This is a genomic window from Aquabacter sp. DMC10 (assembly GCF_056314145.1).
Window position 1 is genome coordinate 18829 of the sequence record NZ_JBQUYX010000005.1, and the last position, 14375, is coordinate 33203.

General features: G+C 66.5%; 14 protein-coding genes. 10 read left to right on the forward strand and 4 right to left on the reverse strand.

All coding sequences use genetic code 11. The features are described from left to right. Nucleotides 1-5 precede the first annotated feature (5 nt). A complete protein-coding gene (locus ACT54L_RS14650) occupies nucleotides 6-992 on the reverse strand; it encodes a quinone oxidoreductase family protein (protein ID WP_476086375.1) in 987 nt (328 codons plus the stop codon). 198 nt (nucleotides 993-1190) lie between these two features. Between ACT54L_RS14650 and ACT54L_RS14655 the strand changes: the two genes are divergently transcribed. After that, nucleotides 1191-2795 (forward strand): class I adenylate-forming enzyme family protein, encoded by a 1605-nt coding sequence (locus ACT54L_RS14655; protein WP_476086376.1) that lies wholly within the window; start codon nucleotides 1191-1193, stop codon nucleotides 2793-2795. 106 nt (nucleotides 2796-2901) lie between these two features. Here the strand turns inward: ACT54L_RS14655 and ACT54L_RS14660 are convergent, their stop codons facing one another. Both ACT54L_RS14660 and ACT54L_RS14665 read right to left on the reverse strand, forming a co-directional pair. Next, nucleotides 2902-3816: an alpha/beta fold hydrolase gene (locus tag ACT54L_RS14660; protein ID WP_476086377.1), complete on the reverse strand. Its 915-nt coding sequence runs from the start codon at nucleotides 3814-3816 to the stop codon at nucleotides 2902-2904. A gap of 4 nt (nucleotides 3817-3820) precedes the next feature. Continuing rightward, entirely contained in the window at nucleotides 3821-4033 is a 213-nt protein-coding gene (locus tag ACT54L_RS14665) for a tautomerase family protein (protein WP_476086378.1), read from the reverse strand. Nucleotides 4034-4319: 286 nt separating this feature from the next. On the opposite strand from ACT54L_RS14665, the gene ACT54L_RS14670 reads away from it, so the two are divergent. From ACT54L_RS14670 to ACT54L_RS14710, 9 genes are all read left to right on the forward strand, one after another. Further along, nucleotides 4320-5612, forward strand: a complete 1293-nt coding sequence (locus ACT54L_RS14670; RefSeq protein WP_476086379.1) for an ABC transporter substrate-binding protein — start codon at nucleotides 4320-4322, stop codon at nucleotides 5610-5612. A gap of 84 nt (nucleotides 5613-5696) precedes the next feature. Beyond that, nucleotides 5697-6581: a branched-chain amino acid ABC transporter permease gene (locus ACT54L_RS14675; RefSeq protein WP_476086380.1), complete on the forward strand. Its 885-nt coding sequence runs from the start codon at nucleotides 5697-5699 to the stop codon at nucleotides 6579-6581. After that, nucleotides 6578-7615: a branched-chain amino acid ABC transporter permease gene (locus tag ACT54L_RS14680; RefSeq protein WP_476086381.1), complete on the forward strand. Its 1038-nt coding sequence runs from the start codon at nucleotides 6578-6580 to the stop codon at nucleotides 7613-7615. The genes ACT54L_RS14675 and ACT54L_RS14680 overlap by 4 nt, the downstream gene beginning before the upstream one ends. Next, complete coding sequence (locus ACT54L_RS14685; protein WP_476086382.1) at nucleotides 7612-8349, forward strand: ABC transporter ATP-binding protein; 738 nt, start codon at nucleotides 7612-7614, stop codon at nucleotides 8347-8349. Before ACT54L_RS14680 ends, ACT54L_RS14685 begins: the two co-directional genes overlap by 4 nt. Beyond that, nucleotides 8330-9046, forward strand: coding sequence for an ABC transporter ATP-binding protein (locus tag ACT54L_RS14690; protein WP_476086383.1), 717 nt, complete (start codon nucleotides 8330-8332; stop codon nucleotides 9044-9046). Before ACT54L_RS14685 ends, ACT54L_RS14690 begins: the two co-directional genes overlap by 20 nt. Nucleotides 9047-9060: 14 nt before the next feature. Then, nucleotides 9061-9792 carry an SDR family NAD(P)-dependent oxidoreductase gene (locus ACT54L_RS14695; protein ID WP_476086384.1) on the forward strand — a complete coding sequence of 244 codons (732 nt, stop codon included), beginning with the start codon at nucleotides 9061-9063 and terminating at the stop codon, nucleotides 9790-9792. Between the two features lie 23 nt (nucleotides 9793-9815). Beyond that, on the forward strand, nucleotides 9816-10652 hold the full coding sequence (locus ACT54L_RS14700) for a transketolase (RefSeq protein ID WP_476086385.1): 837 nt from the start codon (nucleotides 9816-9818) through the stop codon (nucleotides 10650-10652). Next, nucleotides 10645-11643: a transketolase family protein gene (locus tag ACT54L_RS14705; protein ID WP_476086386.1), complete on the forward strand. Its 999-nt coding sequence runs from the start codon at nucleotides 10645-10647 to the stop codon at nucleotides 11641-11643. Before ACT54L_RS14700 ends, ACT54L_RS14705 begins: the two co-directional genes overlap by 8 nt. After that, nucleotides 11640-12743 carry a glycerol dehydrogenase gene (locus tag ACT54L_RS14710; protein ID WP_476086387.1) on the forward strand — a complete coding sequence of 368 codons (1104 nt, stop codon included), beginning with the start codon at nucleotides 11640-11642 and terminating at the stop codon, nucleotides 12741-12743. Before ACT54L_RS14705 ends, ACT54L_RS14710 begins: the two co-directional genes overlap by 4 nt. 126 nt (nucleotides 12744-12869) lie before the next feature. Here ACT54L_RS14710 and ACT54L_RS14715 read toward each other — a convergent pair whose 3' ends face one another. Further along, nucleotides 12870-14363 (reverse strand): class I adenylate-forming enzyme family protein, encoded by a 1494-nt coding sequence (locus tag ACT54L_RS14715; protein WP_476086388.1) that lies wholly within the window; start codon nucleotides 14361-14363, stop codon nucleotides 12870-12872. Nucleotides 14364-14375 lie beyond the last annotated feature (12 nt).

Here is a 14375-nt window from a genome sequence, read left to right on the forward strand (position 1 = left end):
GCCTCTCAAGGGATCAGCACGAGCGAGCCGGTGGTGGTGCCGGCCTCCAGGCGCCGGTGGGCCTCAGCCGCATCCGCCAGAGGCAGGCGCAGGCCGATGAAGGGGGTGAGGGCGCCGGAGGTCACCATGGCGAACAGCGCATCGGCGCCGGCCTGCAGGTCGGGGAGGGTCCGCAGATGGGCGAAGACGCCGGGCACCGCCACCGAGAGCGATCGCTGCGGGCCCAGGCGGGCCAATTCCACGGCGCCCAAGGGCTCGCCAACTTGTCCCAGATTGACCGCAAGCCCGAACGGCTTGAGGCAATCCAGGGATTTCAGGAGAATGTCGCCGCCCAGCCCCTCATAGACCACATCCACGCCCGCCCCGTCCGTGAGCCGGCGGGTCTCGGCGACAAAATCTTGCGTCTTGTAGAAGATCACGTCTGAGCAGCCGGCCTTCAGAGCAAGATCCGCCTTTTCCGGCGCGCCGACGGTGCCGATCACCCGCGCGCCCAAGGCCCGGGCCCATTGCACCAGGAGAAGGCCAAGGCCGCCGGCCGCTGCATGCACCAGCACCGTGTCGCCCGCCGAAACGGCGCGCACCCGGGTGAACAGCATGTGGGCGGTCATGCCCTGCAGCATCAAGGCGGCCGCGACCTCGAAGGAAATGGCGTCCGGCAATTTCACCAGGACCTTTTCCGGCATCACGCGGGCGCTGGCATAGGAGCCAACCGGCGGACCCGCATAGGCCACGCGATCCCCGACCTTGAGCCGGGCGACGGACGGGCCCACAGCCTCCACCACGCCCGCCGCCTCCACGCCAACAGCCCCCGGCAGGCGGGGAATGGGGAAGACGCCCTTGCGATGGTAGACATCGATGAAATTGATGCCCACCGCATGCTGGCGCACGAGAACCTCCCCTGGGCCGGGGGCGGGCAGGTCAACCTCCTGGAGAACGAGGGCGTCGGCGGCCCCATAGGCGGCAATACGGACCTCGTGGGCACGGATACTCACGCTTCTGCTTCCTTCTGGCTGAGCCGCGCCGGTTCTTCCGGCCGGCCTCAGGGAAAGGGAGAAGGCGCTGGCGAACAATGCACTCATTGGTCCGGCCGGAAGACCAAAGCGGGTTTTGACGGCGGCCCGGCGGCACGGCGAAATCGGGGGCGATCCGCGCCTCCTGACGGCGCAACAGCCTGCCCAGCGAGCATTCCCATGTCCCCTGACACCGCTTTTGAGCCCGCGCCGACGTGCACCGGCGCCCCCGCCGGCGTGCTGGACCTGACCGTGCCGGACCTGCTGCGCCGGCGCGCCCGGCAAGCACCCAACCGCATGGCACTCTCGGCCCATGCGGCGGCCGGCCATCGCGACCGGCTCACCTATGCCCAGCTGGTGCAGCGGATGGAGGCCATGGCGCGGGGCCTGGCGCGATGTGGCCTCGGGCGCGACGATCGCATCGCCGTCCTGCTGGGCAATGAGGCGGGACGGGAGTGCATCCTCACTGCGCTCGGGGCGCTGCGGCTCGGCGCTGCCGTCGTGCCGCTGAACACCCGTTATGCCGACGAAGAACTGGCCCATGCCCTGGCTTTGGTGGAGCCTGCAGCGGTGGTGACCCACGGCGCGGGTGCCGTCCGCGTCGCCCGCCTCTCACCGGGCATGCGCACCCTGGTGGTGGATGGGGCGGGGGGCGAGGCCGAGGCGGCCTGGCCGGAGCCGGAGCGCGAGCCGGACGGCGAAACCCCGGCCGATCCTGGCGACGGAAGCCGGCTCGCCTGCCTGCTTTTCACCTCGGGCACCACCGCCCGCGCCAAGGCGGTGATGCACGACCATCGCTCCATGATCGGCGCGGGCCTGTGTTGCAGCGCGGCCCTCGGACTTACCGCCGACGACCTTTATCAGGGGGGCTGGCCCTTCTTCACCTCGTCGGGCCTCAATCTGGGCTGCATGTCCAGCTGGGTGGCCGGCGGCGGCTTCGTGTTCGAGGAGCCCCTGGATAACGGGGGCCGTCTGCGTCTGGTGGCGCGCGAACGCTCCACCTTTCTCCATGGCGTTCCGTCGGTGATCCATTTCATGATCGAGGAATATGCGCGGGGGTCCTACGATGTTTCGAGCCTGCGCCGGGTGGGCTATGGCGGCGCGGCCATGCCGGCGGAAATCATCGGCCGGATTGCGTCGTCCTGGCCGGGGGTGGAACAGGTGCAGATCTACGGCATGACCGAGAGCGGTCCGGCCGGCACCCGGCTGGAACCGGCCGACATGTGGCGCAAGCACGGTTCCATCGGCACGGCCATGCCCCATTGCAAGATCGCCATCGTGGACGAGACGGGGGCCCCCATGCCAGCGGGAACCACGGGTGAAATCCTCATCCGCGGGCCGGGCGTCGGCAGGGGCTATTTCCGCAATCCCGAGGCAACGCAGGCCGCCTTTCGCGACGGCGGCATTCTCACCGGGGACATGGGCCACCTGGATGCCGAGGGTTTTCTCTATTTCACTGACCGCAAGAAGGACGTGATCAATCGAGGCGGGCTGAAGATCGCGTCGGTGGCGGTGGAACAGGTCCTCTATCGCTTTCCGGGGGTCTTGGAAGCGGCGGTGGTGGCCATTTCCCATCCCCATCTGGGGGAGGACGTCGCCGCCTGCCTGGTGCCACAGCCCGGCGCGCGGCTCGATCCCGAGGAGATCGGCCGCTTCTGCACAGACAAGATTGCGGACTATGAGCGCCCGCGACGCTGGCTCATTCTCGACGCCTTGCCCAAGAACCCCATGGGAAAGGTGCTGAAGACCGAATTGCGGCGCATGCTGGAGGTGCCAGAGGCATAGATCGCTTCAAAGGCTCAAAGACTCTTTGAAGCGATCTCACGCTTTCTTTGGCCTATTTCCTTCCGGTCAAGCGGGCCCCCAAACTCGGGAATGCGTCCGGTTGGCGTCAGCCGCCACGGGACTGCAGGTGCTGAAAGAAGGCCCGCACCTCGGCGGCGGCCCGGTCGGGGTCCTCGTAATGGACGAAATGGCCGAGGCCCTCGGCGACGTCGGCGTCGAGGTCCAGGAAATAGTCCGGCAGCTTGTCCATCCAGGCGGTCTTGAGCACCGGGTCGCGATCACCCCAGAAAATGCGGGTGGGCACAGATATGGGTGCCACTGGAGGTGCTTCGCCCTTCATCAGGGCCAGGCGCCCGGCACGCATGCTCAGGTACCAGTTGAAGCCCCCCTGCAGGTTTCCCGGCTTAAGGAAATTGTCCACCCAACGCTCCAGGACGGCGTCGAACGTGTGGGGATCCGCCGACCAGTGACGCAGGAAATGGGCGATATAGTCCCGGCACGCCGCCCGCGATGATCCCACCATCGCCGCTGCCCACGGCAGGCAATGAAAGCTGTGGTACCAGATCTCGCGGATATGGTCGGGGGCTGCCCAGCGTCGGCCGATGCCCGGATATGGACAATTGAAGAAGAACAGGCCGTTGACCCGGTCCGCATGGTTGCGTCCCATGGCCTGGGCAACAGAGGCCCCCACGTCGTGGGACACAAAGCCGACCGGCCCGGTCAGGTCGAGGGCGTCCAGCAGGGCCAGCAGATCGGCCGCGAGCAGATCGGCGCTCACCTGATCGTTGGGGCCGTCATCCGGCTTCTGCGTGTCGCCGAAGCCGCGCAGGTCGGGCGCGATGACATCGAACTCGGGGGCCAGCCGCGCCATCAGCGGCTCCCAAGCGCCGCAGAACTCGGGCCAGCCGTGCAGCAGCACCAGCGGGCGCCCGGCTCCGGCGCGCAGATAATGAATGTCGAGCCCTCCGGCCGTGATGCGGTTGGACGTGAGCTCGGGCGAGGGGAAGGGCAGGGGCGGCATCGGTTCAGCCGGTCTGTTGAGCACGTTGGGTCAAGACGGCAGCCACCGATGTTCCGGCGACGGCGAAATCGCCATTGGCTGTCTCCTGCACGATGATGCGGACCTGGTCCGGCCTGCAGTCCAGGGAACGGCACAGAGCGTCCGTCACCTCGCGGTACATGCTGTCCTTCTGGGCCTGGGTGCGACCTTCCAGAAGGACGACGTTGACGATGGGCATGGTTCACCTCCGTCGCCAACTTCACTTCCTCTGCAGCGCTGCGAACAAGGACCGTTCTGGTCTGGTGCCAAGACATCTTGTCTCTTGAAAGCGTGCATTTGCGCCGCGTGCGGCGCCGGCCGGCCCAAGTGGTCTTGTCTGTGACCCAGCCATTCTCTTGTTCCCCGCAGACCACATGAGATGGTGGTCGAAACACAAGCGATGCCTGCCGCGCCAACGGCCGGAACCGCTCCCAAGAAGACGCTCAAGAACACGCTGCGGAATTTCATCGTTCGGGAGGAACGCCATGACTTGCGAGGGACTTTCCCGCCCACCATCCTGTTCGCGCCGGGGCCTGCTGGCCCTTGCCGCCCTTCTGTTCAGCGCCGGCACCGCCCTGGCGCAGGCGCCCGCGCCGGCCACGGTCTCCATTGGCTGCGTGCTGCCGCTGTCCGGCGGCTCGGCCTCGGTCGGCAACCAGACCAAGGTCGGCACCCAGATCGCGGTGGACCAGATCAATCGCGCCGGCGGCATCAAGTCCATGGGTGGGGCGAAGCTGGCGGTGCTGTTCGGGGACAGCCAGTCCAAGGCCGACATCGGGGTGACCGAGACGGAGCGCCTGATTACCCGCGAGAACGTGGCGGCGCTGTGCGGTGCCTTCAATTCCGCCGTGACCTTCCCGGCCACAGAGGTGGCGGAGCGCTACAAAACGCCCTGGGTGGTGCTGGGCGCGGTGAAGGACGAAATCACCGAGCGGAATTTCAAATATGTCTTCCGCATCAACAACAAGGCCAATTACGACGCGCGCGAGCAGATCGACGCCATCGACCTGCTGTCGCAGGAGACCGGAAAGAAGCCGAAGACCATCGCCCTCATCTATGAAGGCTCCGACTGGGGCCGCTCCCACGCCGCCAACGTGAAGAAGTTCGCGGCTGAGCGTGGCTATAGCGTGGTGCTCGACGAGGCCGCCCCGCCCAACCAGGTGGACTTCTCCAACCAGTTGCTGAAGGTCCGGGCCAGCCGTCCAGACCTGCTCATCGTCGCCTTCTACACGCCCGATCACCTGATCCTGTCCCGCCAGTTGATGGAACAGCGGCTGGATATTCCCTATGGCGTCCATTCGGTGGGTGGGGGAACGGAGGATCCGGCCTTCTACAAGGCCATTCCCGCCCGCGCCGTGGACTATTACTTCGTCCAGGAAGACTTCCAGATCGACATTGTCGAAGCCACCAAGGATCCCGCCATCATCGAGGCGGACAAGCGGTCGCAGGAATTGCTGGGCTATGGCCTGACCGCCTATTCGGCCCAGGGCCTTGCCGCCATCTACGTCATCAAGGACGCCCTGGAGCGGGCCGGCAGTGCCGATCGCGACAAGCTGCGCGACGCGCTTGCCGCCACCGACATTACCTCAGGCCCCGCCCTGGCTGCCGGCTACCAGAGGATCCAGTTCGACGCGCAGGGGCAGAACACCTTCGCCCACGGCGTCATCTCGGAAAACCTGGGTGGCAAGCGCCGCACGGTCTGGCCCAAGGAGAACCGTCTCCCCGACACCAAGCCGGTGTGGCCCGTGCCGGAATGGTCCAAGCGCCCCAATTCCTGACCCTCTCGGCCCCGGCGGCGCAGCCCCAGTGCAACTGAAAGACGCTGCGCCGCCCCCTTTCCGTACCCGGAGCGTCTCACGTTCATGGATCCCCTCATCCTTTCCTTCGCCGTGGTCAACGGCCTGCTTCAGGGCGGCATCTACGGCGGCATCGCGCTGGGGCTCAGCCTCATCTTCGGTGTCCTGCGGGTGGTGAATTTCGCCCACGGGTCCTTCCTGATGCTGTCGCTGTACCTGTCCTTCTGGTGCTGGTCGCTGCTCGGGATGGATCCGTACCTGAGCGCTTTCATCACCGTGCCGAGCATATTCATGCTCGGCTATTTCGTGCAGCGTCTCATCATCTCTCCGCTGATCGTGCGGGAGCGGGCGCTTGTGGTGGAACCGCTGTCGGCCCTGCTGCTGACGTGCGGCGTGTTCCTGGTGGCGGACAATTTGGCGCTGATGGCGTTCGGACCCGACGTGCGGTCGGTGCAATTGTCCTATTACCTGCCCTCGCTCATGCTTGGCCCGATCCCGGTGGATACCCCGCGCCTGATCGCGGCCGCCTCCGCCATCGGGGTGGCGGTGGCAGTGTCGGCCTGGCTGCGCTACTCGCATCTGGGACGGGCCATCCGGGCCACCGCCCAGAACCGGGACGCAGCGGCCCTGTCCGGCATCGACGTGGCACAGGTCTATGCGGTCACCTTCGGCCTGGGCTGCGCCATCCTTGGCCTGTTTGGCGCACTGATCTCGCCCTTCATCCCGGTCAATCCGCAGATCGGCGTCGCCTTCGGCATCAAGAGCTTCATCGTCGTGGTGCTGGGCGGGATGGGGTCCCTGCCGGGATCCATCATCGGCGGTCTGCTGATCGGCGTCTTCGAGGCGGTCGCCTCGCAATTCGTGACGGCAACGTCCGCCGCCATCTTCTCCCTTGGCCTCTTCATTCTCGTCCTGCTGGTACGCCCGGCGGGCATCATGGGCAGAGCATGAGCGTCACCCCCCTTCCCCTCACCCGGACCCGATCCCCCATGGGCCTTCCGCGCAGTGGCATTGCCCTCGCCGTGCTGTTTGCCGCCGCAGCCCTCCTGCCGCTGGCAACCCGCGACAGCTTCCTCATCCATTCGGCCATCATGGTCCTGTTCTTCGCCTATATGGCAACGTCCTGGAACTTCCTGTGCGGCTATGTGGGGCAGCTGTCTCTGGGCCATGCCATGTTCAGTGGGGTCGGCGGCTATGTCTCCGTGCTCCTGTTCACCACCTTCGGGCTGTCGCCCTGGCTGGGCATGCTGGTCGGCGGCCTGGTGGCGGCGGGGCTCTCGGTGCTCATCGGCTATCCCACCTTCCGCCTGAAGGGGCCTTACTTCGCGCTGACCACCATCGCCTTTGCCGAGATTGTTCGCATCTGGGTCGAGAATACCGACACGTTCCTGGGCTTCCGCATCAAGGGGGCAGAGGGCCTTGTGGTCCCCGCCGTCGGTGGGGGCGACAGCTTCTGGGCGTTCCAATTCTCGGGCAAGGTGTCCTATTACTACATCATCCTGGCCATGCTTGTGGTCGCGATCCTCGCGACCGTCATCATGGAGCGCTCAAAGCTCGGCTATTGCCTGAAGGCCATCCGCGGCGACCGGGATGCGGCCGAGGCGCTGGGCATCTCGCCCACCCGCTATACCCTGGCCGCCTTTGCCATCAGCGCCTTCATGACAGCGCTTGGCGGCAGCTTCTATGCCCAGTTCTTCCGCTACATCAATCCCGAGCGGAACATGGGCTTGGAACTGTCCATCGACATGGCGCTCATGAGCATCATCGGCGGGCAGGGAACCCCATTCGGGCCGCTCCTCGGCGCCCTCCTGCTCATGCCCCTCGGCGAAGTGACCCGCAGCCACTTGGGCGGCCATTTCCTGGGTCTTCACCTCGTCATCTACGGCATCGTGCTGATGATTACAGTTCTGTACTTTCCGAAGGGGCTCATCGTTCCGCTCACCAACCTGGTGGACCGTCTGCTGCGCCGGGGGACCCGCCCATGAGCACCAGCCTGCTCTCGGTCCAAGGCATCTCAAAGCGCTTCGGTGGTCTTCAGGCGGTCAAGGACCTGTCCTTCCGGCTGGAGGAGGGCGAGATCCTCGGCCTCCTTGGCCCCAACGGCGCCGGCAAGACCACCGCCTTCAACATGATCGCCGGCTTCTTCCGGCCGGATGAAGGGCAGGTGCTGCTCGGTGGGCGCAACGTGGCGGGCCTCAAGCCCTGGGAAATCTGCAAGGCGGGCATCGGCCGCACCTTCCAGCTCTCCAAGCCCTTTGGTGACCTGAACGTGGTGGAGAACCTTATGGTCGGCGGCTTCTGCCGCTCGTCCGACCGCCGGCGCATCCGCGCCAAGGCCGAGGAGATCGCCGCTTTCCTCGGGCTCGAGGGCAAGGCGGAAACGGAGGCCCACAACCTCACGGCCTTCGACCGCCGCAAGCTGGAACTGGGGCGGGCGCTGTCGACGGAACCCCGCCTCCTGCTGATGGACGAGGTGGTGGCCGGCGCCACGCCCAGCGAGGCGGTGGAGATGGTCGCCCTGGTCCGGCGGGTGCGCGAGCGGGGGGTGAGCGTGCTCATCGTCGAGCATGTGATGAAAGTCATCATGTCTCTGTCCGACCGCGTCCTGGTGATGGATCGCGGCAGCCTCATTGCCGACGGACGCCCGCAGGAGGTGGTCACCTCCCCGGATGTGCTGAAGGCCTATTTCGGAGAACGCTATGTCGTCCCCGGCGCTTAAGGTCGCGGGCCTGCATTCGGGCTATGGCGATATCCGCGTGCTGCGGGGCGTGGACATCGAGCTCCCGCCGCGCACGGTGGTCGCGCTCATCGGCGCCAATGGCGCGGGCAAGACCACCCTCCTGCGCACCATTTCTGGCCTGGTTCCGGTCGCCGCCGGCAGCGTGGAAATCTGTGGCACGCCCATCACCGCCCTGCCGTCCCACCGGGTGGTGGAGGCCGGCTTCGTGCAGTCCCCGGAAGGCAAGCAATTGTTCGCCGGCATGAGCGTGATGGAGAACCTCCTTGTGGGCGCCCATGGCCGGCGCGCCTATGCCCGGCGTCACGAGACGCTCGAGGAGGTCTTCGACCTCTTCCCGATCCTGGCCGAACGGCGCAACCAGATTGCCTCCACCCTGTCGGGCGGGCAGCAGCAGATGGTGGCGGTGGGCCGGGCCCTGATGGCGCTGCCCCGCGTGCTGGCGCTGGACGAGCCCTCGCTCGGCCTGGCCCCGATCATGGTGGATCGGCTCTTTGAGAGCATCGCCCGCATCAAGGCGCGGGACCTCTCCATCCTCATCATCGAGCAGAACGTGTTCCAGGTGCTGGAGATGGCCGACTACGGCTATGTGCTGGAAAACGGTCAGATTTCCCTGTCCGGCACCGGTCCCGCCCTGCTCGCCGACGCGCATCTGCGCGCCACCTATCTCGGACTGTAAGCGAGGCGTTTTCCATGAATGTTCAAAACGGCCATCCGACCGGGGTGGCGGTGGTGACCGGCGGCGGATCGGGGCTTGGGCTCGCCTGTGCGCTGCGTCTCGCCCGCCAGGGCTTCCGCGTGCATGCCCTCGGCAAGGACCTGGAGGCGGATGAAGCCACGCTGGCCAGCGCCAGCGGCTACAGCTTCCTGGATTTCGACGTCACCGACGAGGCGGGCGTGCGGGCCTTCGCGGCCTCTCTCGCAGGCGTGGATGTACTGGTCAACGCCGCCGGCATCATCCTGCACGACAAAGCCGAATATGATCCCGCCGGGTTCCGGCGCGTGCTGGATGTGAATGTCAACGGCAGCCAGCTCATGGCCTGCGCGCTCCACCCCCAGCTGAAGGCCAGCGGGGGGTGCGTGGTGAACTTTGCGTCCATGTGGTCGATCTTCGGCTCGGGGCGCAATCCCGCCTATTCGGCCAGCAAGGGCGCCGTGCTCCAGCTGACCCGGTCCCTGGCCGTGGGCTGGGCCTCGGATGGGATCCGCGTCAATGCCGTGGCGCCCGGCTGGATCCGCACGCGCATGTCCGCGACCGCCATGAACGACCCGGCCCGCGCAGAACCCATCCTGCGGCGCATCCCGCTTGGCCATTGGGGAGATCCCGAGGACATCGCGGCCGCCGTCGGCTTCCTCGTCTCGCCGGAGGCTCGCTACATCACCGGCGCCATGCTGCCCGTGGACGGTGGCTACTCCATTTCGTGACCTCACCCGAAGCAGGGGCTGCCATGTCTACGCCCAATGAAACGCCATCCTTCGCTCATCTGCGGGAAAGGGCTCTGCAACTGCGCCGGAACATGCTGGTTCAGGCGAGCGGAAAAGGGCAGGGCTATCTCGGCCAGGGCCTGGGTCTCGCCGAGTTTTTCGCCGCCCTCTATTTCCACGAGATGAGATTCGATCCGCGCCATCCCCACGCGCCGGATCGGGACCGCTTCTACATGTCCACCGGGCATTATTCGATCGCCCTGTGGGCCGTGTTTGCGGAAATCGGCTGGGTCTCCCACGACATGTTGCCCACCTACGGCGCCGATGAGAGCCCGCTGGAGATGAGCACCATCGAAGGGCGGGTCCCAGGCGTGGAGATGACCGGCGGTTCGCTCGGGCACGGGCTCGGCATCGCGGTCGGCGCGGCGCTCGGTCTGCGGATCCAGAACAATCCCGCCCGCGTCTTCGTGGAGATCTCCGACGGCGAGCTGCAGGAAGGGTCCACCTGGGAGGCCGCCACAGCGGCCAATGCCTTCGGCCTCGATAACCTCGTCTGTTTCAACGACTGCAACGGCATCCAGGCGGACGGCACGATGGTGGTGCCGCTCGAACCGGTGGCTGACAAATGGCGTGCCTTCGGCTGGGACGTGCAGGAAGTGGACGGCAATGCGCTGGAGGAACTGGTCGGTGCCATGCATTGGGCGCGCGCCCGCAAGGGGCGCCCCAAGGTGATCGTCCTGCGGACCCGGCCCGGCCGGGGGATTGCGCGCCTGGAGGCGCGCGAGCAGGCCCATTTCATCCGGGTGGACGGCCATGAATGGGATGTGCTCAGGCACGAACTGGAGCTTGAAAATGCTTAAGGGCCGCACTTTGGGCATGGGGGAGTTGGAGACGGTGGAGAACCGTGCCTCCCAGCTCGCCCCCTTCGCCACGGGCTCCATCGCCGCGCAGGACGCCCATGGTGATGTGGTGATGCTGACCGCTGATCTCGGCAAGTACACCGACACCTATCCGTTCCGGGACCGCTTCCCGGACCGCTTCTACAATGTGGGAATGGCCGAGCAGGCGCTGGTGATGGTGGCCGCCGGCCTCGCTCGCACGGGTCTTTCCGCCTATTGCACCACCTATGGGGCTTTCGCGACCCGGCGCGCCCACGACTTCCTCGCCATTGCCTGCGCCCATGGCCGGGCGAACGTGAAGATGTTTGCCGGCAATCCCGGCCTGACCACCGGCTATGGTGGCACGCACCAGGCCATTGAGGACCTCGCGCTCATGCGTGCGGTGCCGGACATGACGGTGATCGATCCCTGCGACGCCACCGAGATGCAGCAGATCGCCCAGCAGGCCCGGGACATGGAGGGGACGGTCTATTGCCGCCTGCTGCGCGGCAATGTGCCTGTGGTGTTTGATCCGGCAACGCACCGCTTCGAGCTGGGCAAGGCCAAGCGCATCGGCACCGGCACCGACGTGGGGTTCATCTCCACCGGCTTTATGACCGAGCGGTGCATCGATGCCATGGCGGCCCTGGCGGCCCTGGGCATCAAGGCCTCCGTCCTCCATTGCGCCACCATCAAGCCGTTCGACGGCGAGGCGGTGGCCGCGTTCGCCGCCTCTGTCGATCGTCTGGTGACCGCGGAAAACCATATCCTGGTGGGGGGATTGGCATCGCTGGTGCTGGATACTCTCTATGCGGAAGGCGTGATGAAGCCGCTCATGAAGATCGGCATTCCCGATCGCTTCATCGAATGCGGCTCGATACCCTACCTCCAGACGCGCTACGGCCTCACCGCCGCGCGGGTCCGGGATCAGGTGGCGCACTGGCTCGGGCTTACAGCGGAGGCGGCAGAGTGAATATCCGCGATTTCAAAGCCTTCGGTGCGCCGAGCTTCTACGTCCAGGGGCCGGGCGCCCTCAGCACCCTCGGTCCGCTTGTGGCCACGGTCGGTACACGGGCGCTGCTGGTCTCGGATCGGCAGATGTCAGCGACGCTGGCGCCCCGTATCGCCCCGCTACTGGCGGCAGAAGGCATCGCCTTCGCCGCCACCGGCTTCGAGGGCGACGTCACCCATGCCAATGTGGATCGCATGGTGCAGGAGGGCGCCGCTCTCGCGCCTGACGTGGTCATTGCCGCCGGCGGGGGGAAGGGGATGGATGCGGGGAAGGCCGTGTGCCGCGCCCTGGGGGCCCGCCTCGTGAGCCTGCCCACCGCCGCCTCCAATGATGGTCCCACGAGCCGCAACTTCGTGTTCTACGACGAGAACCACAAGCTGTTGTCCGTGGAAAAGCTGGCGCGGAATCCCGATGTGGTGGTTGTGGACACGGACCTCATCATCAAGGCCCCGGCGGCCCTGCTCGTCTCCGGCATCGGCGATGCGCTGGTCAAGCGGTTCGAGGCGGAGCAGGTGGTGGGCGTTGATGGCCCCAACATGTTCGGTGGCCGGGCGACCCTGGCGTCCCTCAGCCTCGCCCGCCACTGCCACGAGGTCTTGCGGGCGGATGCCGTGGATGCCCTGGCAGCCGTGCGCGCCGGCCGTCCCGATGCGGCCTTTGAACGGGTGATCGAGGCCTGCTTCCTGCTCGCCGGCCTCGGTTTTGAGGGCTCTGGGCTCTCCATCGCCCATGCCATGACGCGCGGCCTCTCCGCCATCCCGTCGACCGCGTCCGCCTTGCACGGCTACCAGGTGGCCTATGCCCTTTTGGTACAGTTCATGCTGGAGCGGCGGTCGTCCGCCTTCATGGCGGAACAGTTCGCCTTCTACCGCACGGTCGGCCTGCCCATCAGCCTGCGGGACTTCGGGCTGACCTCTGCCTGCTCGGCGGACCTTGAGCTCGTAGCCCAGTTGAGTCACCGGGCCCCCCACACGCGCAATTTCGAGCGTGTCCTGCTGCCGGCCGACTTCGTCCAGGGCATGCAGGATCTGGAGGCGGCAACGGTCGGCATCGCCGCGTAACAGGTCCGGCGTCTCACCTGCCGCGCCCGTGGCAGCGCCGGGGGCTAGAAGCCTCGCGCTCCCGGCATCGTCGGGCGCTTCTGGATCGTCCGGCCATCCTTGAGAGACCCCTCCGAGGGTCTCTCCTCAGGCGGACTGCGTCCTCAGCCGAACCTTGTCGATCTTGCCGCTCGCGAGGAGCGGCATTTCGGGGAGCACGCGGACCTCTTGCGGCAGCTTGTATTTGGCAAGCCTCGCGCGGCAGTGCTCGATCACCTCGCCGGGGGTGAGGGCCTGGCCCTTCTTCAGGACCACATAGGCCCGGCCCACCTCGCCCCATTTGGCGTGGGGCATTGCGACCACCGCGGCCTGAGCGATGGCGCCGTGGCTGCACAGCGCCTGTTCCACCTCGGCGCAATAGACATTCTCCCCGCCGGAAATGTAGAAGTCCTTGGCGCGCCCCACCAAGTACAGATAGCCATCGGAGTCGCGATAGGCGATGTCGCCGGTGCCGAACCATTGGCCTGGAGCACGGGGCGCGGCGCCCCAATAGCCGGGGGTGATGGTCGGACCACGCACCTCGATCTCGCCCTGCACGCCCGCCTCGGTGACGGCCTGGCCGCCATTTGCCAGGCGCAGGTCCACGTGAAGCAGCGCCCGCCCGCAGGAGCCCAACCGCGAGAGGCTGGCAGCCTTGGAGAGGGCGGTCGCGGCGGTGGTGGTCTCCGTCATGCCCCAGACATTCTGAAGCGTGATGCCGCGCCGTCCATAGGTCTCCAGCAGCGACGGCGAGGTCGGGGCGCCGCCCACCGCGCAGACTTTCACATGGGGCAGTTCCAGATGCTCGAAGCCCGGCTGCTCGGACATCATGAGATAATTGGTGGGCACGCCCAGGACATGGGAGATGCCAAGCTCGGGATCGGCCAGGAGCGACACCGTCTGCTGCGCATCGAACGTGCGCATCACATAGACCGTGCCACCCCAATGGAACGCCACGTTGCCGTAGGCATTGAGCCCGCTGATGTGAAACATGGGCAGGAAGGTGAGGGTATTGGAACGGCTGTCGAAGTCGAAATGCACGCCCGCATGGATGCAATTGTGCAGCGCCATGCCATAGGTGATGCACGCGCCCTTTGGCACGCCGGAGGAGCCAGACGTATAGACGAGCGCCCAGGTCTCGCAGCTGTCGAGTATCGCCCGCTCGGCGGGCGGCCCCTCGTGCCGCCACGCCTCATAGCAGCTCGGGCCGCCATCGTTCAGGGTGAGAAGCGGGGCGCCGCCAGTGTCCAGCCCGGTGAGGTTTTTAGCGAACTCCACATGCGCCAGGATCACGGACGGAGAACAATCGGCCAGGAGCCGCTGCAGCTCGACCGGGGTGAGGCGCCAGTTCAAGGGCACATAGACGGCGCCGATGCGCTGACAGGCAAACTGAAGCTCAAAGAGATCGGTGGAATTGTAGCAGAGGGTGGCCACCCGATCCCGCGCCCGCGCGCCGTGCGCGCGCAGGAGCGCCGCCGCCCGGTCCACGCGCCCATGGACGTCGGCATAGGTGAAGCGGCGCTGCGAGAAGCAGTCGACCGCCGCGAGCTTCTCCGGCTGGCACATCGCGTGATGCGCGATCCAGTCGATGACCATATTCATGGCAAGTCCGAT